The sequence below is a fragment of the Natrinema sp. H-ect4 genome, assembly GCF_041894845.1.
In the GTDB taxonomy this organism is placed as follows: Archaea; Halobacteriota; Halobacteria; order Halobacteriales; family Natrialbaceae; genus Natrinema.
In genome coordinates this window covers 203,650-225,239 of sequence record NZ_JBHDYC010000003.1, presented here as the reverse complement: position 1 = coordinate 225,239, position 21,590 = coordinate 203,650, and the positions used below count along the sequence as shown (strand labels likewise).

Genomic DNA, 21,590 nt, shown 5'->3' with positions numbered 1-21,590 from the left:
ATGTACGTTCTCGACTCCTCGGCTTTTATCCACGACTTCCACACGACAGAACAGACTGCAACCATCCCGCTCGTCCGCGAGGAACTCGAAGACGAGAGCGCCTATCGCTACGACGCGATGGAAGGCTCCGGGATGCACGTCCACATTCCAAACGACGATACCACCGAAAAGGTCGAGCGCGCGGCCCGAGAGTCCGGCGACCTCGAGGTCCTCTCCGACACCGACGTTCGCCTCATCGCGGCGAGTTTCGAACTCGACGCCGTCCTCGTGACCGACGACTACGCGATGCAAAACGTCGCGGAGAAACTCAACGTCGATGTCGAAGTGATCGCCCGCGAGGGGATCGACGAACAGCGCCACTGGCGCTACCAGTGTCAGGGCTGCGGTCGCGAGTTCGACGAGGAGAAGGATCGGTGCCCGATCTGCGGGTCGGAACTGGCCAGAAAGAACCCCTCATAACGGGACGGGATCTGGGCGAATGTTATCCGTAAAGGGTGTAGAGGTTCGCGAACAGCAACGCATTATAGAGCCCGTGGACTAGCGCGGGGATCACGAGGTTCTCGGTTCGCTCGTAGATCGTCCCGAGGACGAGCGAGAGCCCGAAGACGGTGCCGAGACTGGCGATGACCGCGCCGAGACCGGCGGTCGCGTACGCGGAGACGTGGACGGCCGCGAAGATGACGCTCGCCGTGACGACGGCACCGGCCCGCGAGAACGTGTCGTAGAGCGATTTCTGGATGACGTTCCGATACAGCAACTCCTCGAAGGGGCCGATGACCAGGATCGCGATCGGAATCATCACGAGCATCAGCTCGGGACGCTCCTGTGCTTGCTGTGTCGTCGCGTGATCCGAGCCCTCGACGCCGACCGTCCGCATGACGAAATCGATCGCGAAGACGGCCCCGAAGAGGACGATCAGTCCGGCGACGGTCCAGCCGACCTCCCGCGCCGTCGGCAATCGGAGATCGAGAAAGGAGCGATCGCGATCGGTCAGCCGGAAATAGCCCACGACGATGATCGCCGTCCCCAGCGCCATGCCGAGATTGGCGACGACCTGACTGACCACGAGGAGTTCGGTCTCCGAGAGCGACTCGACGAAGGGGATGACCGGAATCGCGAGGATGGGCGTCGTCACTTCGGGGGCGAAGAGACCCGCGAACCCGACGCCGGTGAGGACGGCTAATTGCTGCGCCCGGCGTTTGAACCCGACGAGTCCGATGCCCAGGGACTCCGCGACGCCCACGCCGGCGGTCAGTCCCGCGGTGACGAAGGCGACGAAGACGAGGGGGATCGACAGCGAGACCGACGGCAGCGATGTCGATGCCGTAATCCCCTGGTTCAGGGCGTAGCCGGCGAGCAAGACGACCGCGACGCTCGAGACGGCGGCGATCGGCCCGGCAATCGTTCGCTCGAGGCCGCCGTGGCGACGGACGAGAAACGCGAGGACGGCAGCGACGGCGAACCCGACTCCCGCCCAGACGGCGAGGTCGTCGACGCCCTGGCGGACGGGGACGAGCATTGCGACCATCGTGATTCCCGCGAGGGCCGTCCCGATCCCGGGAATCACGTCTGAGGTGATCGGGCCGGCGTCGTCGGCCCGTGCAGTCTCGGTCATACATAGGTGTTCGTGCGAGGGCAGATAGGCGCACCGCAAACGGACGATGAGACGGGGAGGCTCCGGTTTCACTCTGCAGCGGCACTGTGTTTACTCTCCCCTGCGGTCAGTACAGCGAACGGCGTATCACTCCAGACTGACCACCCGGCATGCGGTGGCGCGCGCTGGGCCGCGGCGAACCCGATGGGTGAGCCGCGTCCTGAAGCCGTGCGAGGGATGAGCGAGAGAACGGAGTGAACGAGCGTTAGCGCGGAACCAAAGGTTCCGCGAACCATGCGAATAGTGCGAGACCGGAGGTCTCGCATACCATGCGAACGGCGGCGGAGCCGCCGTGAGCAGACGGGCGCTGCGCGCCCGTGAGCAGCAATCGGCTGGGGAGGGCGTGGCGATTCCGTGTTGCCACGATAGCAGGACGCTTTGTCTCACCCAATCCCTCCAGAACACACCGTTCCATTCACTATCAACGGCGCGACGAAGACGGGACCCAGCAGTCGGCTACCGTTCGATCCGAAGCTCCGTCTTCTCCGCGACGGCGTCGGCCTCCTCGAAGTCCCCGCCGCCGAGCAGCCCGCGCGTCGCCTTCTTGGCCCACTCGACGGCCGGCTGCTCGAACGTGTTCACGCCGTAGAGTTCGCCCGCGAGCACGCAGGCGGCTTCCATTCCATAGAGCAGCCCGCCGAGTTCGTACGCATCAACACGCTCGAGTTCGACGCGGACGTTCGGCCGGCCCGCGGCGGCGAGGCTGGCCTCGGTGGCCTCGAATTCGGCCTCGAGCAGCTCACCCAGCGTCGCATCGCCGAGATACGCCAGCTCCTCGACGTCAGTGTCGGGAATCGGCCGGTCCTCGCTCTCCCGCGTAGTGACGAAGGTGACGAGTTTGTCCCGTGGGCCGGCCCGATAGAGCTGGAGTTGCGAGTGTTGATCCGTCACCCCGAGCGCTCGCACGGGCGTCTGGCCGAGGTCGTCCTTCCCGAGGCTCTCGGCCCACAGCTGTGCGAACCACTCCGCGGACGTCTCGAGGGACTCCGCGTAGGGCATGATCGCGTTCACGCCGGCACCGCGCCCGTCCAGCGCGTAGGTCGTCGCGCCGTAGGCGTAGGCCGGACAGTCAAAGAGCGACCCCGTCAGCGTCTCGCGCTCGGCGGCCGCGCCCGCGAGCAGCGCCTTGAGGTCGTGGCCGCAGACGGCCGCGGCGACCATGCCGACCGCCGACAGCGCGGAGAAGCGACCGGGAACGCCGTCGGGTACGTTCAGGGAGGGAAGGTCGTGGCGGTCCGCGAGGTTTCGAAGCGGGCCCGACTCGCCGGTCGTGACGATCGTCCGCTCGGTCCAGTCGACGCCGGCCGACTCGAGGGCCTCGCGGACGACCAGGAAGTTCGCCAGCGTCTCCGCCGTCGTCCCGGATCGCGAGACCACGTTGATCGCGGTGTTCTCGAGGGGGAGTCCCTCGAGGCGGCTCGAGACCCACTCGGGGTCGATGTTATCCAGAAAGACCGTTTCGGTCCCGTCGGACTGCGTCCGACTCTCCGTCGAGCGTGGCTCGACGCCCTCGAGTGCGTTCGTGATCGTCGCCGCGCCCAGCGAACTACCGCCGATGCCGACGGTGAGCAGCGCGTCGGCGTCGGCGACGGGCTCGACCGCCGCTCGAATCTCGTCCGGATCGGTCCGTTCGGGGAGGTTCAGCGCCTCGTAGCCGTGTTCCTCGTTTGCCATTCCGCGCTCGATGCGCTCGTGGGCGGCCGCCACCTGCTCGTCCAGGCGCTCGAGGGACTCCCTCGAGACGCCCGGTGACGCGACGGACGCGAGCGCGTTACCGATGTCGACGTTCATACGCGAGGGGGCGACCGCCGGGCCTAAAGTCGTTCCGTGATCGGTTCAGCGGCGCTCCGGGATCGGTTCAGCGGCGCCGCCGTCGCCGACCTCACCGACCGGGCCGCGCCGCCCCAGCGGACCCACCACGTGTGTAGGGACCGGCCTTACGCGTCCGCATCTCGTAGCCGAGAACGAGCACCATGACCAGCCACACGCCGACCGAGCCGATCGATATCCTGCTCGTCGAGGACAATCCGGGCGACGTTCGTCTGACCAGAGAAGCGTTCAAAACGGTCGACAGCGACATCGAATTCCACACCGTCACCGACGGGAAGGAGGCGACGACGTACTTCGACGTCTGCGAGACGGACACCGCGAGTACGGACCCCAATCTCGTCCTCCTCGATCTGAACCTCCCGCGAGTAGATGGGCTCACGATCCTGGAGACGCTCGAGAACGAACTGGACTACCCACCGCCGCCGATCCTCGTCCTCTCGAGTTCGGAAACGGAAGCGGACATCGTCAAGAGTTACGATCGGGCCGCGAACGCGTACCTCACGAAGCCTGAGGGGCCCGACGAGTTCGACACGCTAGCGCAAGCGATCGAGGACTTCTGGATCGACTCGGCCAAGCATCCGCCTGCACCGTCGTAACTTAGTGCTGGTGACCACCGGTGGAGGCCACCGGAGTCGTCCGGTCCAATCCCGAGGAGTCGCTCGACCGATGACCCAGCGGCTGGTACCTGACCAACGAACTCCATCGGACAGCGAGCGAAAGCCGAAACCCCGAAACCGACGGTGCGCGTACGGTCGCCCATGAGCGAAAAGACGGGCACGTTCGTCGTCACGCACGCCGAAGACGAATCGGCGGTCGTCCGCGACGTCGACACCGCACAGGTCCACACCCTCGCATCGAACCCCGGCCTCGAGGTCCACGACGTCCTCGAGGCCACCGTCGCACCGGAGCCGCCGCTGGATGTCGCTTGGGAGGTGATCGATGTCGAAGACCGACGCTCGATCGACCTGGTCGACAGCGACCTCGAGCCGACCCAACACGAACGAGAGCTCGCGGCCGACAGCGAGGTCGACGACCTCGTTCAGGAGGAACGCGCCGGGACGGGCGAAATTCACGTGTTCTGCGTATCAGAGGGCGAAGTCGAACCCGCAGCGCAGGACGTTCTCGCGGACGAGGAAACGATCGCGCGGGCGGCCCGGCTCGAGGCGGTCCGCGTGGAAGTGCGTCGCTCGGCCGACGACGGCGTGGTGAGCGTGCGATATCTGCCGGACTGATCGGCGGCGTTGGTGGAAGATCGACTCGCTACCTGCTGCGTCCGATGACGCCTTACTCATACGGATACTCTCCGTCAGTTTCGGGCTCGAGTCGGCGCCTCGGGGCCGCGAGAGGCCGGTGGAATTGAGAAGGCTTACTTCGGGAGGGTGCAAGTGGTCCGGTATATGGCGTATTTCGACGTACCGGAAATAGAGTACACCCGGTACAGCAACCGTCAGCTCGCGGCGGTTCCGCTCGTGGTTCTCGCGGTTGCACTGCTCGTCCTCAGCGGATCGTTTCTCGTGTACGGCACGCCGGTCCCGCTCGGGATGGACTTCGCCGGCGGGACGGAGTTGACCGTCCAGACGACGACGCCGGCCGACGAAATTCCGTCGGCGTTCGACGAACAGCCCGAATCGGTGACCGGAACCGGGAGCGAAAACCAGTACATCGTGCAGTTTTCCTCAACCGACTCGCAGGCCCTGGGCGATCAGGCCGAGGAGGGGCTCAATTCGGACGGCGATAGTGAGGTCGTTCAGGCGGTCTCCTCGACGTCTGCAAGCTTCGGCCAGCAGAGCCAGCAGACGGCCATGCTGGGAATCGCCATCGCGTTCGTCGGGATGAGCGCCATCGTCTTTTTGCTCTTCCGGACGTTCGTCCCGTCGATCGCGGTCGTCATCTCGGCGTTTTCCGACCTCGTAATCCCGCTGGCGTTCATGCGCCTGGCCGGGATCCCACTCTCGCTCGGGACGGTCGCCGGCTTGCTGATGTTGATCGGATACTCGGTTGACTCCGATATCCTGTTGAACAACCACGTGCTGCGCCGGAGCGGTAGCTTCTACGAAAGCACGCACCGCGCGATGCGGACCGGCGTCACGATGACGGTTACGTCGATGGCCGCGATGCTCGTCATGGCCATCTCGGCGTATATCTTCGGTATCGGCCTCCTGGCATCGATCGGCATCATCCTCTTCGTCGGCCTCGCGGCCGACCTGATGAACACCTACATGTTGAATCTGAGTCTGCTTCGCTGGTACAAGTTCGAGGGGGTCCGCTCATGAACCCGATCGCTGCCGTCAAGTCCAACTGGCGGCTCCTCTTGCTCGTCCTGTTCGTCACCTTCGCCGTCGTCGCCCTCTTCATCCCCGGCGGCATCGTGGCCGACAGCAGCTACGCCGAGAGCACCGTCGACAGCGGCCCCACCAACCTCGAGTTCGGGCTTGGCCTCGAGGGCGGGACCCGAATCAGGGTTCCGGCCACCGGACTGACCGCCGAGAACATCGCACCCGATATGGCCGATGGCGGAATCGACGAACAGGAGAGCCAACGGCTCGAGGATATCGAGTCGACGATGACCGACGAACTCGGCCTCGAGCCGGCGGACACCAGCGTCGACGTACAGGACGACGGGACCGTCACCGCGGAGGTGTTCACCGACAACGTGACCGAGGCCGAGTTCGCCGCAGCGCTGCAGTCAGCGGACGTCGACGCCTCGGAGGACGACATCCGCGACGGGGTCACCCAGAAGACGCGCGACGACATAATCCAGACGATCCAGACGAAGGTCAACGCGGCGGGGCTCTCCGGCGGGACGGCCTACGAGCAGACGACGCCGGGCGGCGAACACTACATCGTCGTCGAAGTCCCGAACATGGACGCGAGCGAACTCCGCCAACTGCTCTCCGAGCGCGGGGTCGTCGAGGTCGTCGCCTACTATCCCGACGATAGCGGAAACCAGACGAACCAGTCGAATCAGACGGTATTGACCGGCGACGACATCGCCGACGTCGATCCGCCGACGCAGCAGACGGATAGTCAGGGGCGAGAAACATCGGGTTACGTGGTCCCGGTGGAGGTCAGAAGCGAGGCCGCATCCCAGTTTCAGCAGCAGATGAACGACTTCGGCTTCACCGATCAGAACGAAGGCGTCGGGCGGTGTAGCCTCCGCGGCGACGACGGAACCGTCAACTTCGATCAGGAGGGTGAACAGTACTGTCTCCTGACGGTCGTCGACGGAGAGGTCATCGACGCACACAGCATGGGGCCGGGCCTGGCCGAGTCGATGCGAAACGACTGGGCAGACAATCCGACCTTCCAGATGGGCGCACCGAGTCAGCAACACGCCCAGTCGCTCTCGGTCAACCTCCGAGCCGGCAGCCTGCGCGCCCCGCTGGACTTCGAAAACGATCAGGTCTACTCGATCGAGCCGGCCCACGCCACCCAGTTCAAGGAGTTCTCGCTGCTGATCGGGTTCCTCTCGGTGATCACCGTCAGCGGCGTCGTCTACGCTCGATACACGGACACGCGGGTCGCGCTTCCGATGATCGTGACGGCGGTCGCGGAGGTGGTAATTTTGCTCGGATTCGCCGCGCTGATACGCATGCCGCTGGATCTCTCCCACGTCGCCGGGTTCATCGCCGTCGTGGGGACCGGGGTCGACGACCTCGTAATCATCGCCGACGAGGTGATGGACGAAGGCGACGTCAGCTCGGAACGGGTCTTCCAATCACGATTCCGCAAAGCGTTCTGGGTCATCGGTGCCGCCGCGGCGACGACGGTCGTCGCCCTCTCGCCGCTCGCCGTGTTGAGCCTCGGCGACCTCAAAGGATTCGCGATCATCACCATCCTCGGCGTGCTCATTGGGGTCCTCATCACCCGCCCCGCCTACGGTGACATCCTGCGACGCCTGCTCACCGATCGGTAGGCGTCTCGAGAGCTCACTACTTCTACGACGTTTTGCATCCGCTCCGGAAAAGCGCTAGCGTCCCCGACACCGCGGACACCAGTCGACGGTGTCGCCGTCACCGTGTGCAGCAGCGAAATCGTACGAGACAGGGTCGTTACAGGCGGTACAGATCGGCATCACGATCACCACAACAATGCAGCGCCGGGACGAAAAAGAACGACTAGCCTGCAGTTGCAGTCGGGCTCGAGACCCAGTTGTCGTCGTACACTAACAGTTCGAAACGAGCGATGAACTGGTTCCCTCCGTCTGTAGTTGAGGTATGTTCTCGAGATCGGACGAAAAAGACGGGAATAGCAGCGCCTGTCAGCGAAGCCGCAAACGAGAGCAACACTCAACGACGTGAATTACGACAGAAACGGTGAAGCCGAACAAGCCTAGGCCGGGATTTGAACCCGGGCTCTCGTCCTTACCAAGGTCCTGGGCGATACCGGACCAAATCGGACGCTTCAAGGCTACTATTGCTGGTTCTCGACCGTTTCCGGTCCTTCTCATCCCGAAATCACTACACGAGCCTATAAATAAGCGATGATACATTCTCGGGAGTCACAGGAGCACGTTCCGGAAGACAACCTACAGAACCAGCCAAGGCCACTGAAATTGATGGCACCGACCGCCGCTCTCTTGAACATTTCTCAGGGCCGTGCGAAAAACCGAACTACGTCAACATCTGTGGCTCTCACTATTCACTGATGATAGATGCACTATCTGGGATCGGATTCAGCGATGAAACCGGTACTTCGTAGTTGTAGTGGTCAAAATTCGACTTCTTCCGCTCCGCATCAAGTACCATCTCTTTCGTTGCCGTCCCTACGAGATTCACCGTGACATCTTCTAACGGAGCTTCCAACGCACCCTCCAAGTGGGCGAGAACATAATACTCCGAATCAACACGCCACTCCTTCACCGGTAAGGCATACGGCTCTTTTCGACTGGTTTTCACGTCGACCGTCCGCTCAATGCCATCGATAGAAACCTCGAAATCAACGCCTCCATCTGACCATGGTACAAGTTCCGTATCGATTTCCAGATCAGCGTAAATAGCGAACGCCATCTCACCCAAGAGTCCAATTGCATGCCGGTCTTCCGGGTCTACACCCCACGTTCTGACACTGTTGTCCCAGTCCTCTCGTTCCTCAAATGACTGGTTCCGCTCACTGGCCTTCCGATACACCGTTCTGACCAGCCGAGGCGGTATTTCTACAGACGTAGACATTCAGGAGTTCCGCTACCCACTCACCCGCTAAATATCTACTGTGACCCGGTTTTCTGTATGTACATATACACAAGCCCCTATGTACGTACACGAAAATGGATGGCCTACGGGAACGACAGGCGTGCAATCCTGAAATGGTGAGAGCGGTCGGCCCAATCAGAGGCGACACTACGTAGAGTTTGATGGCATCGGACCGCACTCTGTAAGGCCAGATTGTTCAGAGGAAACTCACGAGAGTCACGATGACCCAAAGAATGGCCAAATAGAGTGTTAGGAGAAGGGAGAACATCTGAAATAACGGAATGAGAATTTCTTTGAGATGCTCCTTGGATATTCTACTGTACTCTGGCGGATGGTAGCTAATATCCAAAGTGTTCGGTAGCGCGTCAATTATCCCATCAGCATGCCCCGCCCCAACGACCGCGAGTACCGTATCATTCTCCTCAGTCGCTTCAGCTATTTTTTGTGCCATAATCTCGTCCCGATTCTGATCGCCAGAGCTGAATTCCATATTGTACAACCTGAGAAGAAGAACAGGGACAGAGAAACTCACGGCAAGGAAACCAGCGCCAGCGAGATAGTCTCCAGTTATTAGTCCAACAATCACGCTACTTGGTAGGAGGAGGAAATACAACGAGGCGGAAATCACTCTCATCGTAAACGGAGCGTTCCGTAGTACCTCCGCGTCACTTTCCCTGGTGAAGTACACATCAGCGCCCTGTAGCTCAGCGAAGTCGACGAGAATTTCCTTCGAAACATAGAGCGGGCTCAGAATATAGAACATCCCCGCTATCGCCTGTTGGAACCAGCCCTCGGTAACCCCGTAGTCGCCAGTGTTCTCTGTTCCCTCCAAAACGAGAGCATCAATACCCTCTTTCATCAACTCCCGCTCTTTGTCGTGGTCTCCGCGACTACTGTGAATCTCCCCTTTCAGGTGGACTACTGACTCTGATTCTGTACTACTACCTTCCTCAATCGTGCCAGTCTTTTTGACAGTGGCTCGACTCATTGCATGTGTTAACTGACGTGCCAGGGAATTATAGGGGCGAGAGAATGACCGCACAAAGACATCCAAAATCCGTGTCTGTAACCGGACAGAGCCAGTGTCCGCAAGGGGACATCCACCTATGAGCTTGGAAAGTGAAGATTCTGAACCCCACCCCGATCTTGATGCGAGTCTAAAAACACAGGACAAACCAATTATTGATGCATTCTCGCATGCGGAGCACCAAGTCCTTCTTACGACGGAAGTAGCCGAGAAGGTTGAATTAAGCGACCGTCAAGTGCGTAGGCGATTGAAAGACCTTGCGAGCCGAGATATTCTGGGAACTCGAAAACCCGGACGGGATCGACTTTGGTGGCTTAAACGGGATGTGAGGGAACCAATCACATCTCAATACCCCCTTCTTCGGTTTGCTCGTGATCGTACCAGCGTTCAGCTGTTACTGGTCGGTCTTGGTATTGGGGTAGTGGCGTTAGTTCTTGTTCCGATAGCTTCCTTTACGTATGCACACACCGTTTCTCCTCCTCTGATTACAAGAGAAACGTTACTGGAAGGGGGATTACTTGCCAGTATGCTGGCCAGTGGCTTCCTTATTGCCGCCGTAGCGGCCGCCGCGATTGGATGGGTATTTCGTTACTACAATGTTGAACTTCCTTTTCAAGATAGTCCATGAACATTTACCACGCCTGACTGAGAGTCAAAGGTAAGTAGCAATATGCGTGTAACTCAAATCCGTATTCAGAATTACAAGTCGGTTAAAGACTCTGGGTGGGTTCCGATAGAGGACGATATAACGACACTTCTGGGCCGGAATGAGAGCGGAAAGACATCATTCTTAGAAGCAATCCGGTACTTCGATGAGGATCGAGAAATTCAAGAAAGGGAATTATATGACGGTCAGGAATATCCTGAGGATCATAGTGTACCTATAGCGAATTTGAGAGTGGAGCTCACTTCAGAAGCCGTAGATAGGTTTTCAAGAGGTAAGCAAGAGTTCACTCCAGGTGACGAGATAATCGCCACAAAATATTCTGACGGGACTCGTGAGCTTGCTACCCCACGGGGTAAAGAACTTAGAGAGTTTATTGACCCGATAAAAAAAGCTCAAGAGACGGTAGAAGAAATGTGGCAAGAACTGAATAATTTAAGAAATCAGCATTCAGGGAACTATAGAAATCACTTCGATAATCAAATCAAACAACCCGCCAATCGGGTGAGAAAGAAGGATCCAAATGAGAATCAGGCCAAATCTTGGATAGACAACTTGCTCAACGGTCTCCAAGATATACCCGAACAAAACAACGAGATAACTGACGCAAAAGAGAGATGGGTTAATGAAATCGAGGATACCCGTGATATTCTCGCCCGTATGGACGGGGAAGAAGACCCCGGCATCCACCTCCCACCTATCGTTTACCATAGTGGGTTTGATACAATTAGTGATGATGTCCAAGTCAATTCTATTGACTCAGATGACTATCGAACCTTTCGCAATCTGTTAGAAATTGTCGAGCTTGATTATGATAATTTCGATGATTTGGACTACCACGATCAAAATCAAGCTTTAGAGACAGCGGGTGGGACAATACGTGGACAGGTGAATGAATTATGGAAACAAAAAGAGGTGGACGTTGATATTAGCTACCGAGATAGCCGGTTTATGGTAGGTATTAAAGATACGGCTCTTGGGTATGATGGTGAGAGCAAGGGAGTAAGTCGAACCCTCAAGCGACCTTCAGACAGGAGCAAAGGGTTCCAGTGGTTTTTTTCATTCTACATCAACTTGCGAGCTGAGACAAATAATGAGGAATCTCCGAATCAACTAATACTCCTTGATGACCCAGCTGTTTTTCTACATCCCGAAGGCAAAAAGAACTGGCTCAAAGCAATTGAAGAATTAGCTGAATCAGCTCAAATAATCTATTCGTCCCATTCTCCGTTTTTGATCAGGAAGGAGTACCCGAATCGAATCCGTGTCGTTGAGGATCGTGAGCCGGATGGCACTGTAGTAACTGATGATTTCCACACATCAGATGAAATGACCTTAGAACCCCTCCGCAATGCTCTTGGTATTGGTTTAGGGGATTCGCCATTCGTTTCTAAAAGAAAAATATTGGTGGAGGGGGTGAGCGATTACGATATATTAACAGGCTTGGCAAACTACTACCGCGATCATTTACAGAATGACATTTTGGCATGGGATGAAATCACGATAATGCCCACAAATGGTGGAGACAATATGATCCAGGCCGCAAAATGGGTTGCTTCGGAGGAATTCTCATACGTGCTTCTTCTGGATAATGATCAGAAAGGAAAAGAAGTTACTCAGGAAATTGAGGAACATCACCACGAAATTGACACAGACCGAGCCATCCTTCTGGAAAAAGAGGACGACGAGCGGAATTTTAATATTGAGATAGAGGACATCTTCGATCCAGTCTTCTATATAGACAGTGTTAATTCGGCTTATCAAAAACAGTTCGACGACTTCGAGCCGTTGAAAATTGAAGAACACGACGGATATTGGCTAATTGAGGAATATGAGTACAAAGGCCGGAAAATTGTGAATCGAATTGAAGACGTTTTTGATGATCGAGGCTTCGGTGACTTGGATAAAATATTAGTGGCGAGTGAGATACAGGACCGGCTCACAAACAATCGCGACGTTTCTGAAAGCGACGTAGAAGGATTCAAGAGTGTTCTGGGGCGGGTTAGGAACCTCACGTAGTTTCCTGATTCAGGCTTCCAAGTTCACTTGCTGGAGTTGATGGCATGTTCAGACAGCAATTCCAATCGATGTCTGGCAAACTACGTAGTATCGAACGTCGCCTGTGACATCAGCCCAGGTCGGTCCTCTTGATCGTCTTGATCTTCCTCGGGAGCCACAATCATCCAACAGACCAACTTCACCTCGTCTTCCTCAATCGGTGGGAGTGGATCAGGAGCCTCGAACGGCTGTAGCCCCAATTCCTCTACCTTGTCGACCAGCTCCCATGACTTTTCGATAGGGCCGAGAGACTCGTCCTCGTAGATTTCTCGAAGCTCACGTTCGTACTTGCGACCTCACGGAACAATCGGCGGATGTCAGGCTGGACGTTCAACGGATTCGTTTGCTCTTGCCACTGGCGAAAGATGTCCTCAAGAGTATCACGGAGCGCATGGAGCTTCTCGTCGTCGTCTCGGCTCACGGCCTGGGCTCCGTCGCGCCATCGCTCCAGTATCTTGATGTCGTTCTCAGGTCAGCTTGAAACGCGGCGGGATCAGCGTCCGCCGCCGCCAGTGAGCTATTCCCGTCGCACGTCTCATCGAATACTTACTCCATCCCCTCGTCACTATCCGTCTCAACCCACGCAACTGGCCCAAACGATATCCCCTATATTTAGAACAGTTGGATATAGTTTATATCCTGTTGGGTATATCGACTGTCTAAATGGTAGATCCGGAGTTCAGTGAGTTTCAGTATACTTACGGCTTGACGAGGGAGATTGAGAATCGTTGGGGACGAGAAATTGTGGGTACTCCATATTACCCTACCCAGAATTATGAAGCTAAAATCGGCTCAGATGTTGTAATCGGCCTCAGCCAAGGTGATATACGATTTATTCCGTTGTTTATGCAATACAAACGGTCAGAGTGGTTGACTACCAAGCGTGCGAAAGAATGGGACGAATTTAGTGAAGAATATTATCGCTTTGGTATACATTCAAAAAACCAACATAATACACTTGTTGACCTGGGGAACGGTTTAGGAAAGTCCATCTATGTAGCACCAGGGTTCCATACTGTCGATGATTATTCAGAATACCATCAAAACCAGAGGTTGGCGAAAAATTCAATCTGTTTTGACTGTGGTGAAATGAAAAAGGTCTCAGACTCAGACCATGTAGTGATTTACGCTCTTGAGCCTCTACGTGGCGCGTTTAGATCAGAATCTAACAGAATATCTCCGGTAGAAAACATATTCACACTTGTCGAAAATGTTCAAGAGGAATCAGAGTTGTTTGAGGAGTTTAGAACCCTAAGAGGGCGTTTCCGTGAGGCAAAATTTGATCTTGAGACCCCCCAAGTGACTAATGAGCAAGATTTTATAGAAAATCCCGTGAGATGGATTCGAGAGCAACAACAGTTCTTCTTCGAGAATTTTGGTATTGCGGTTTTCTTCATACTTGAGAAAGGAGGATATGAAATTCCCGGGACATCAACCACTAGGATATTATAAGCGTTGTTCACCAATCTCAGCTAACGTAATTTCTACAGGTGGAATTAAACAAGTGCATCGAGTGGGGCCTTTATGAGCACCTCAGTGCCGGCCATGGATTGGCCAAACCTCATTTGTCCATATTGTGCCACTCAATTCAAGAAGGGAGATTTAGGTGCTCTCGATAAGAGCGATTATTGCTCTTTCGCATCGGATTTTTACTGTTCAAATTGCGGTAATGAAATCCATCCAGAAGATGCACTTCTAAAATATTTCACCGAGTCACCAACGGAGGAACTCCCGGGACGCCCATCGAAAATTGGTGGATTTGCGAGTGTCGGAACGAAATCATTGGATGTCGGAAAAACGGAAGAGATCGGATTGCTGGGTGGAGGAAGCTTAGAAATAGATTTGAAATTGCTCAGTGAGACCGACCAGAAATCTGGACTGGGTATCTCTGATTTAGATGGACAGGAAATTGAATGGTTCCCTGGACCGATACTTGTTGATGACGCGGTAGTAGTCGACTTGGTACAAGCCAGTGACACGGAAATTGGATTTGTAACATCTGAACGCCAGAGCTACTCATCAACGGTAACTATTGCGTATCACTATCACGCACACCCAGACGGCGTGCCACAGCCACCATGGGTAACCTTGCTTAGCGAAGCCGTGGAGAGCTATCACAGAGGCCACGGCTTGGCAATGTATTCATTGCTGTTTTCGTCGTTTGAGAACCTCCTGAGCCGAGAAATATCTCGCACACTCCGCGCAACCGGCTGGACAGATAATCCCATAGAAGACTTTCTCGACAATCACTGGACGTGGAAGGAACGGTGTAAATCGGGTATAGAGACGATCACAGGAAAACACTTTCCGACCGAAAATCCTAATCTATATCAGAATCTCCACAACTTGAAAACGGTGAGAGACAACGAAATAATCCATATTGACCCAGGGGACTCTGTTGCTGATATCGATGTTTCTGAACTCTTGGACGGATTTGTGACCGTATTGGACTCAATGCTTGCAATTCACTCCTTCTGTTACGATGAAAGACAAAAGTGGTAGTATCCTTCGGGCCTGAAATGGAAAACCTCAAACTTCGAAGTAGTCTCGGTATCGGAACCAACCCACACCCATCTCATCTCCAGGATGTCCTTTTCCGGAATCCACCAATTGTGAAATTGTCTGGAACGGTACTACTCCCTGAACCGAGAGTTCCTGATATACAGTAGATGGTGAGACTGGACGACGTGTCCGTTGCCGTTTTTGGAAGACTGTGTTTAGCTCCTCTTCCAACTCGGAATTGTCAATTATGTCTTGAATATCAGATGAAGATAACCCCACTGTTGTTCCAATTGTCTTGAGTACACTTGGTCGGGAAATATCTCTCCCCTCTTGCCATCGGGCCTCGAAAATCGCGTCGTGGTACCGTTCAAACTCTTCTTCTGAATGCTCCTTTTTTACATAATATGCCACTTTGTGAGCCTTGTACGAGTCGACAATCCCAGGCGATTGCAAGTTGCTAACCAAACCCAACTGTTCGTTCAGAATTTTTGCACTCTCTTGAACTTCAAGAAAATAATCTTCATCGGCGACGTCGAGATTCCTATCTAAATCACCATCAGGTGACCGGATATAGTTGTAGAGGTCAAAAAGCCTGTACTCAGTGTTCACTGGAAAAATAGCCCACTTTGCATATTGATCCATAGCTACTTTTCCTAAGTAGCTTAGTGGACAGGCATAATCTGAGAATAAAATTAGCGTCCGCGGCGGGGGTTGCTCGTCAATAATCTCGTCCATTGACGAGTAGTTTAATCAAGAGTGACAAAAAAGGTTGAGTCGATAGTGCCCACCCAATATGAGCGATTGATCTCAAAAAGACTCGACTTCTTCCTCGAGGAGGAGGATCGGGACTCCCTACCCTCTGGTGAAGAGCGGATTTTCATAGGATATCCCCCCGCTCAAGGTGGAATCCTGTACAGTGAGGAGACGATCTATCTTGGTCTCCCCCCGTTCTCTCAACTGTTACCAGCCTCTTCGCGTACACAGATATTCAACACCAGTTCAATTGGGAACGTTCACGGGAAATTACCGATTCACAAGTTGACTGTTGATGATCTTCGTCGTTTTCCTCGATATTTGTGTGATGCGCTACTCAAACCCAATCGAATTCTGATACCTGGAGACCACTACCTATTTTGGGCTTGGACTGGAGCCTTCTTTCGGTATTTAACCGGTAAACCTCCGGCGGGGAACTGGGATTTCCATAGTGCGGGCCCGCCACCGGGGATGGAAGGCGTTCCCATCCAGAGTATGGAATCGCGCCCTGGAAGGTATGGCCCCCATGTTTGGGGAGAAAAATACAAAACTGTCCTCGAGGATTTTTTCACTCTCCTACATATGATGCTTCTACCTATTCGAGAACTGTCGCGTCCCACAGAAACGAGATCCCAGATATATAGCCTGAATCCGAGTTACTTGGGCATCCAGAAGGACTTAGGGTACAAGTTTGCCACGGGGAGTGGATTCTCTATATTGGAGGGTATTCTGAGGCGTCGATGTAAGGAGATTGATCAAGATGGAATCGTCAAATCAGGTCATGGACCTTTGAATCTGTCACATAGAGGGAATCCAATTGGGGAAGGGGGTAGAGTATATCTCTACGATGCTCTGATGCTCTGGAAGGAAGAAAATGCCAGTCCAGTAGTCGAACAGACGTTAGAAGAGATTGACGACGTTAGTCGTTATAACATCAATAGTTTGGTGATGAAGTTTGGCGGGCTGGAGTACAACGACTTGACACACCGCCACCTGACCTCACCAAGTCTTCTAAAAGGGATCAAAGAACAGCGTAATTACAATATCCACGGTGAGGACAGCACTATGGCGATCGGTGCAATCGTCTTGACTCTATGTTGTTTGGCTCTCTGGGACGAACTTAAGGAGAATGATATACAATATGATAGAGATAGAGTACACAACTCGGATGTTTGGCCTGATCCAGCGACATATCCTGATGAGCGTGATAGAGTAGTTGACCTCGTGAAAAGCCATCAATCGATGCTGGATAATGGTTATTGGTCAGTGCCAACAGACGCCGCTGGCCTTCCGTTAGATCGTCTGACTCCCCGAACGTTCTATCCCGTACAGACTTCTGTTGAGCCATTGGGATTCGATATAGAGTGGTGAGCTCAACTCTTGTTTAGGGAATTGGGTAGACCGTCGTTGACACCTTCGGTTGATGGCATCCAGTCGATTGGTGAAAATCCCAGACGGTACGGATCCGCTGAATTAATATCTCTCAATCGGTAGCTCCACTCGTTCAATCAGTCATGGACTCGTCGGAATTTGTTCTCCTGTCGTACATATTGTCACCGCTGTGTTGACGCACCTACAGGGTTGATTGACAGGTTCGACAGTGATACAGGAATTGGCTATTCGCTACTCATCCGCTGTGTTGCGGCATCGATGAAACCCTGATTTCGAAGATTCTTGGTCCAAGTGGAAAGGAACTCATCCAGGTCCAGACCGGATTCATCGTGGTCGTGGGCCAGCGGATGTTGCGTGAACCGAACTGGCCGCCAGTCGCCGCTGTCGACGACGAATACTACTTCGGGGTCAGACATCAAATCGCCCCGAGATATGTAATATTGACCGACACTAACCCTATCCTCCCCGATCTTCTCGATAGTCAGGTTCTCGTAGCCATCGACCTCGACCGTGTAGTTTTCATTGACTTCCATTTCGGCAACCGAGTCGACACCCAATCGTTGGAGGATGTCTTTTACGGCATTCATGAGTTGTCCTCGTCGATAGCCGCCATGATGCGCTCGATGTTCTCCTCGGTGACCTCAATGGCTGTCTCGATGTATGTCTCGTTACCAGTTGCCCGTCCAGCGAACCGAAACACAGGGTACCACTTCCTGAACCACCAAATCATAAGTCGAGCAAATAGTCTAAGCACTGTTGACCATCTCCCGCCGCCATGCATCGAGGTCTGTGAAATTGAGTGTCCAGCCGTCCTCAGGGAGTTCTGATACGACTTCTCGCTTGAACGACTGATAGTGATCAGCGGCGAACTCCTCGTCGTAGGCGTGGGCGAGTAAGGCAATGGAAAGTTGTGCGGGGCCACTTCCTCCGTATCCCCACTCGAACCCCGACGGACTCGCGCTGAGTAGGTCGTAGCGCGTATCCAGAGGTTCACCGTCGACTCTGACTGTACACTCCTGGCCAACCGGTGCTGTTGAATCCCGGCGACCCTGGTAGACTGTAGATGCCCGTGGAGGGGCATTTTGTCGGCTCAACCCCTGGGTTTCGGGTCGAACATCCTCCTTGCTCATCGGCCCGAAACCTCCTCTAACCGATTTAGTGCATTCCGAAGCTCGCCAGCGGTGTTCGTGAGTTCCTGTGCCTGGGCTTCGAGATCGGCGGCATTCGATTCGAGGTTGTCCGCCGTCTCGATAAGTTCTGTCTCAAGCGTCTCGACGTCGACTTGACCGACTTCGATTCTGACACGGCGGATATGCTTGCACTCGGAAACAGACTCACGGTAGGCGAAGTCCGGACACGAACAGACTGGCTCTCGCAAGTCCACGGTGTAAGCTGATCCCGACTCCGTCGTGACCTCGAACAGTGACCGTGATTTTTCGTAGACGGTCATGTGTTCCGTGGCGGCTCGGAGAGTCCGTGGCCCGATGTCTGGCTGGACTGATTCCGAGGACATTAGGCGTCACCCACGTTCTCTCGCACCGGAATCCAGTAGGGCTCGTCTGAGTCGAATTTGACGACACGCTCCAAGTGAGCCTCGTCGTCGGTGAGATCGATAGCTTGCTTCGCCGCCGCTAACGTCAGGGTGCCCGTTTGGAAAGTGTAGCCTTTTTCGAGTACGCTGGGGTCAGTCGCAAGTCGCACGTCGACGACCGGGCCGAACCTTCGCTGGTTGACGCACCCGGCCCGTGAACTCCACGGCCCCTTGAGCGTCACCTGTTCGCCGTCGACGGTCGTGATCTCGAACGACCGACCGGAGAAGCCACCATCATTGCCGTCACCGCTCCAGGCGAAGTATTCGACGTACCCGTTGTCGATGGCTGTCCAAAGCCCGTCTTCGTGTTCGAAACGAAGATCGGACCTTTCGGGCGTCTCGTCGATGAGGACTTCCAGCCGGGGATCATTCCCGACATCCTCCCGCCAGTCGACCTGGGCGTCGAGAATGTTCATCGCCGACCACCGTCACACTCGACAGGAAAATCACGCTTTTTCAGTACCTCGACGCCGCACTCGATACAGCGGAGGTATCGCTCCAGGTATTCGGTCTGGCCCTCGTGGCGGCGGTGCGGGTTGGGATGCTTCCCCGGCACCCACTCGCTTTTGTCGATCACGAGGTGAGCGTCGACGTGTCTCGCTTCAGGATGGTTCGGTGCCGATGCGCTTATTGCGTGGCTGTTGCTATCAGACATTTGGATTCTCCATCAGGAATCCCACAGAACTCCGGTGCGTCCACACCGGGTTTCCTTCAAACCAGTGTTTGAAGCTGTAGCTCTGGAGTTTTCCCGTATTTAGATATAAGAGGGGAAATGTAATAAATGTTTACTAACTGGTACTTTAGAGATAGAATGTGTAGAAAAGATCAACTGTAGAATCCTTGTTGATAGCATGAGAGCACTGTCTTCGAACTTTCCACACATCCATTCATAAAGAAGGCACTCGAACCATATAAATGGACAAGTGTAAACAAACTCTAACTCTGGCTCCAAAATATACGTATAGATACTAATACGTGAATTTTTGCGGTGGGCCGTGGAGAGTGCTTCTACCGGTCGATAACGGACCCTTCACAAATACCTGATTTCCAGCGGTTGGCATCGTCTCGCGCCACTACGATTGATGGCATCCAAGCGGGTCATTCCAAGTCCATCTGACCCCAGTACGGGGCATCTCTAAGACTGTCATCAATCCAGAATGAGGACTGACCATCCGCTGTCTTCTCAACGTAGCCCTCTATTGCCAGATTGTCCAGATGGGTATGGACCGTCTGTCGGGTGTGGTCAACATGCTCCGTGACTGTCTTGGTATCAGCGGCCTCAAGCTCTATCATCGCCCGGATAGTGTGATGCTCCTCTGGTGTCCGGTTCCGAATTTGTGGAGAGATATTCTCGGCTGGGACCCAGTCCGGGATACAGTTTGTGTGAACATAGATGTTCGAATTGTCAATGTCGTCAGCACGACCGACCCGAAAGATAGCTTGGGCCACCTCGTTGTGAGCGTTGTGCTGATAGTATCGATAACCGTGCTCACCGAAGTTCTTGTTCGGACCCCGGCCTGTGATGTTGACGTCATACCCATCGTGGGCCGCGAGACGTTCGATCTCGTCGTGGCCCGTTGACGGACTTCCAACGACAGCCAGGAGGTTGTAGTCTTTTAGATCGTTCTTTGATCGAAGATTCTGGAAGTACAGATCGTAATTGCTTGCGTGCCGGTTGAGGACGTTGTGGTTATCTTGGAGCTTCTCCCGGGCATTCTTACTCGTAATCATAGCTGTCTTCCGGTCGTGCTTCCGATGGATGGCCTCAATGAGAGTGAACACCTCCTTCGGGTTACAGTGCTTACCACTCCCGTAGGGCTTCCGAGCATCCGAGGTCTGGTAGATATTGTAGCCGAGGATGTCCTTGACATAGTGCTCACGTTCCTCGGTGTTCATGAACTCGATGTGTTTCAGGTCAGTACCGAGACGGTTCTCCCACATATCGTGAGTCGGCGTTCCGTCAAGGGCAATCACACAGGAGGCCATATCGAAGTTCGGCGGACGACGAATCGAGAAGGTTCCATCGTTGTCGTAGTCGCTGACGACAGTAGCCCCGTCGTCGAATGCTGTCCGGCGAATCCGGGACTTCTCAAGACGATCATACTCCAAGATATGGAACAACAGCATCATCGAATCCGCCCGACCACCCTGATTCGACAGGGCATACTCCGGGTTGTACATATCTCGCGCCTCGAATTCATCGATGAGGGCAACCTTCTCCTGTGGGCTCAGATCGTGAATCTCGCTCCGCTTCTCGAAGTCAATGATTTCCTCCATCGAGTCATGGGCGATCAAGTGGTTGATGGCGGCATCCACGTCGCTTGACGTGATCTCATTCTCGTAGGCTGAGGCCGCGTCTTCGTCGACGAGCACCGCACGCCCCTCCTTGTACGAATCCACGTAAGCGTGGGCTGGATGACCGATGATCAGCTTCACGTCGTCCGGGTCGAAGTCGCACATTTGGGAGTAAGTACAAGGAGCATCCTCATTCTGGCACTCAATATTGCGCTGGAGCCTCTCGTGGATGTCCTTCGCCGTGGCACCCTGTGTCTGAATTGTTTTGATAAGATTGCGGTGCCGAGCACCCTCGGCCATCGACTCACAATGCTTGTTCATTGAGGGGAGAACGATGATCTCGTCCTCAGAGAGCCCGGTGTTTTCCATTGCCTCTTTCTTTACCTGTTCGCGTGTGTCCCACAGTCGAGTGAAGACGGTCACCTTGTGACCAGTTCGAGCGGCAACATGGGCGGCGGCGTGAGTCTTCCCAAGCGACATCAGTGCGTCAATAAGCGCGTCGATACCGTGTTCAACACAAAAATCGACGAGTTCACCGAGTTGTTCCTGACGCTGTCGTTGGAGTGATTCATCGCTATGTTCGTCAAGTGGTTCGGCCTCACTCATTGACCGAGGTCTCCGGTGCGGCTACA

The 21,590-nt window shown here is 54.9% G+C and carries 21 protein-coding genes; 10 read left to right on the top strand and 11 right to left on the bottom strand.

Features of this window, described 5'->3' with window-relative positions; genetic code table 11:
• Positions 1-459: an NOB1 family endonuclease gene (locus tag ACEWFR_RS06410; protein WP_098724693.1), complete on the top strand. Its 459-nt coding sequence runs from the start codon at positions 1-3 to the stop codon at positions 457-459.
• 22 nt (positions 460-481) lie between these two features.
• On the opposite strand, the gene ACEWFR_RS06405 is transcribed toward ACEWFR_RS06410, so the two are convergent.
• Positions 482-1,615: a lysostaphin resistance A-like protein gene (locus ACEWFR_RS06405; RefSeq protein WP_374060245.1), complete on the bottom strand. Its 1,134-nt coding sequence runs from the start codon at positions 1,613-1,615 to the stop codon at positions 482-484.
• Between the two features lie 495 nt (positions 1,616-2,110).
• Entirely contained in the window at positions 2,111-3,445 is a 1,335-nt protein-coding gene (locus tag ACEWFR_RS06400; RefSeq protein WP_374060244.1) for a glucose-6-phosphate isomerase, read from the bottom strand.
• A 182-nt stretch (positions 3,446-3,627) separates the two neighbouring features.
• Here ACEWFR_RS06400 and ACEWFR_RS06395 point away from each other — a divergent pair, with 182 nt between their 5' ends.
• The 4 genes from ACEWFR_RS06395 (at position 3,628) to ACEWFR_RS06380 (ending at position 7,400) form a co-directional block, all read left to right on the top strand.
• A complete protein-coding gene (locus tag ACEWFR_RS06395) occupies positions 3,628-4,080 on the top strand; it encodes a response regulator (RefSeq protein WP_374060243.1) in 453 nt (150 codons plus the stop codon).
• A 162-nt stretch (positions 4,081-4,242) separates the two neighbouring features.
• Positions 4,243-4,716, top strand: coding sequence for a DUF5812 family protein (locus tag ACEWFR_RS06390; protein ID WP_374060242.1), 474 nt, complete (start codon positions 4,243-4,245; stop codon positions 4,714-4,716).
• Between the two features lie 165 nt (positions 4,717-4,881).
• The gene (gene secF / locus ACEWFR_RS06385; protein WP_374060241.1) at positions 4,882-5,757 is read left to right on the top strand and encodes a protein translocase subunit SecF; all 876 of its coding nucleotides are present in this window, start codon (positions 4,882-4,884) and stop codon (positions 5,755-5,757) included.
• Positions 5,754-7,400 (top strand): preprotein translocase subunit SecD, encoded by a 1,647-nt coding sequence (locus tag ACEWFR_RS06380; RefSeq protein ID WP_374060240.1) that lies wholly within the window; start codon positions 5,754-5,756, stop codon positions 7,398-7,400. The genes secF and ACEWFR_RS06380 overlap by 4 nt, the downstream gene beginning before the upstream one ends.
• Positions 7,401-8,121: 721 nt before the next feature.
• Here the strand turns inward: ACEWFR_RS06380 and ACEWFR_RS06375 are convergent.
• Positions 8,122-8,655 (bottom strand): hypothetical protein, encoded by a 534-nt coding sequence (locus ACEWFR_RS06375; RefSeq protein WP_374060239.1) that lies wholly within the window; start codon positions 8,653-8,655, stop codon positions 8,122-8,124.
• A gap of 217 nt (positions 8,656-8,872) precedes the next feature.
• Complete coding sequence (locus ACEWFR_RS06370; RefSeq protein ID WP_374060238.1) at positions 8,873-9,535, bottom strand: hypothetical protein; 663 nt, start codon at positions 9,533-9,535, stop codon at positions 8,873-8,875.
• 247 nt (positions 9,536-9,782) lie between these two features.
• On the opposite strand from ACEWFR_RS06370, the gene ACEWFR_RS06365 reads away from it, so the two are divergent.
• The 4 genes from ACEWFR_RS06365 to ACEWFR_RS06350 all read left to right on the top strand — a co-directional run bounded on the left by ACEWFR_RS06365 (position 9,783) and on the right by ACEWFR_RS06350 (position 14,927).
• Positions 9,783-10,331: a hypothetical protein gene (locus ACEWFR_RS06365; RefSeq protein WP_374060237.1), complete on the top strand. Its 549-nt coding sequence runs from the start codon at positions 9,783-9,785 to the stop codon at positions 10,329-10,331.
• Positions 10,332-10,373: 42 nt separating this feature from the next.
• Positions 10,374-12,386 (top strand): AAA family ATPase, encoded by a 2,013-nt coding sequence (locus ACEWFR_RS06360; protein ID WP_374060236.1) that lies wholly within the window; start codon positions 10,374-10,376, stop codon positions 12,384-12,386.
• A 702-nt stretch (positions 12,387-13,088) separates the two neighbouring features.
• Positions 13,089-13,877, top strand: a complete 789-nt coding sequence (locus ACEWFR_RS06355; RefSeq protein ID WP_374060235.1) for a hypothetical protein — start codon at positions 13,089-13,091, stop codon at positions 13,875-13,877.
• 72 nt (positions 13,878-13,949) lie between these two features.
• Positions 13,950-14,927, top strand: a complete 978-nt coding sequence (locus tag ACEWFR_RS06350; protein ID WP_374060234.1) for a hypothetical protein — start codon at positions 13,950-13,952, stop codon at positions 14,925-14,927.
• 27 nt (positions 14,928-14,954) lie between these two features.
• Here ACEWFR_RS06350 and ACEWFR_RS06345 read toward each other — a convergent pair whose 3' ends face one another.
• On the bottom strand, positions 14,955-15,662 hold the full coding sequence (locus ACEWFR_RS06345; RefSeq protein ID WP_374060233.1) for a DsbA family protein: 708 nt from the start codon (positions 15,660-15,662) through the stop codon (positions 14,955-14,957).
• 21 nt (positions 15,663-15,683) lie between these two features.
• On the opposite strand from ACEWFR_RS06345, the gene ACEWFR_RS06340 reads away from it, so the two are divergent.
• The gene (locus ACEWFR_RS06340; protein WP_374060232.1) at positions 15,684-17,051 is read left to right on the top strand and encodes a hypothetical protein; all 1,368 of its coding nucleotides are present in this window, start codon (positions 15,684-15,686) and stop codon (positions 17,049-17,051) included.
• Positions 17,052-17,296: 245 nt separating this feature from the next.
• Here ACEWFR_RS06340 and ACEWFR_RS06335 read toward each other — a convergent pair whose 3' ends face one another.
• The 6 genes from ACEWFR_RS06335 to ACEWFR_RS06310 form a co-directional block, all read right to left on the bottom strand.
• The gene (locus tag ACEWFR_RS06335) at positions 17,297-17,659 is read right to left on the bottom strand and encodes a hypothetical protein (protein ID WP_374060231.1); all 363 of its coding nucleotides are present in this window, start codon (positions 17,657-17,659) and stop codon (positions 17,297-17,299) included.
• A gap of 159 nt (positions 17,660-17,818) precedes the next feature.
• Positions 17,819-18,202 (bottom strand): DUF6166 domain-containing protein, encoded by a 384-nt coding sequence (locus tag ACEWFR_RS06330; protein WP_374060230.1) that lies wholly within the window; start codon positions 18,200-18,202, stop codon positions 17,819-17,821.
• Complete coding sequence (locus tag ACEWFR_RS06325) at positions 18,199-18,585, bottom strand: SWIM zinc finger family protein (protein ID WP_374060229.1); 387 nt, start codon at positions 18,583-18,585, stop codon at positions 18,199-18,201. The genes ACEWFR_RS06330 and ACEWFR_RS06325 overlap by 4 nt, the downstream gene beginning before the upstream one ends.
• Positions 18,585-19,079 carry a hypothetical protein gene (locus tag ACEWFR_RS06320; RefSeq protein ID WP_374060228.1) on the bottom strand — a complete coding sequence of 165 codons (495 nt, stop codon included), beginning with the start codon at positions 19,077-19,079 and terminating at the stop codon, positions 18,585-18,587. The genes ACEWFR_RS06325 and ACEWFR_RS06320 overlap by 1 nt, the downstream gene beginning before the upstream one ends.
• Positions 19,076-19,318 carry a hypothetical protein gene (locus ACEWFR_RS06315; RefSeq protein WP_374060227.1) on the bottom strand — a complete coding sequence of 81 codons (243 nt, stop codon included), beginning with the start codon at positions 19,316-19,318 and terminating at the stop codon, positions 19,076-19,078. The genes ACEWFR_RS06320 and ACEWFR_RS06315 overlap by 4 nt, the downstream gene beginning before the upstream one ends.
• Positions 19,319-19,761: 443 nt before the next feature.
• Positions 19,762-21,564 carry a MarR family transcriptional regulator gene (locus ACEWFR_RS06310; protein ID WP_374060226.1) on the bottom strand — a complete coding sequence of 601 codons (1,803 nt, stop codon included), beginning with the start codon at positions 21,562-21,564 and terminating at the stop codon, positions 19,762-19,764.
• Positions 21,565-21,590: the final 26 nt, after the last annotated feature.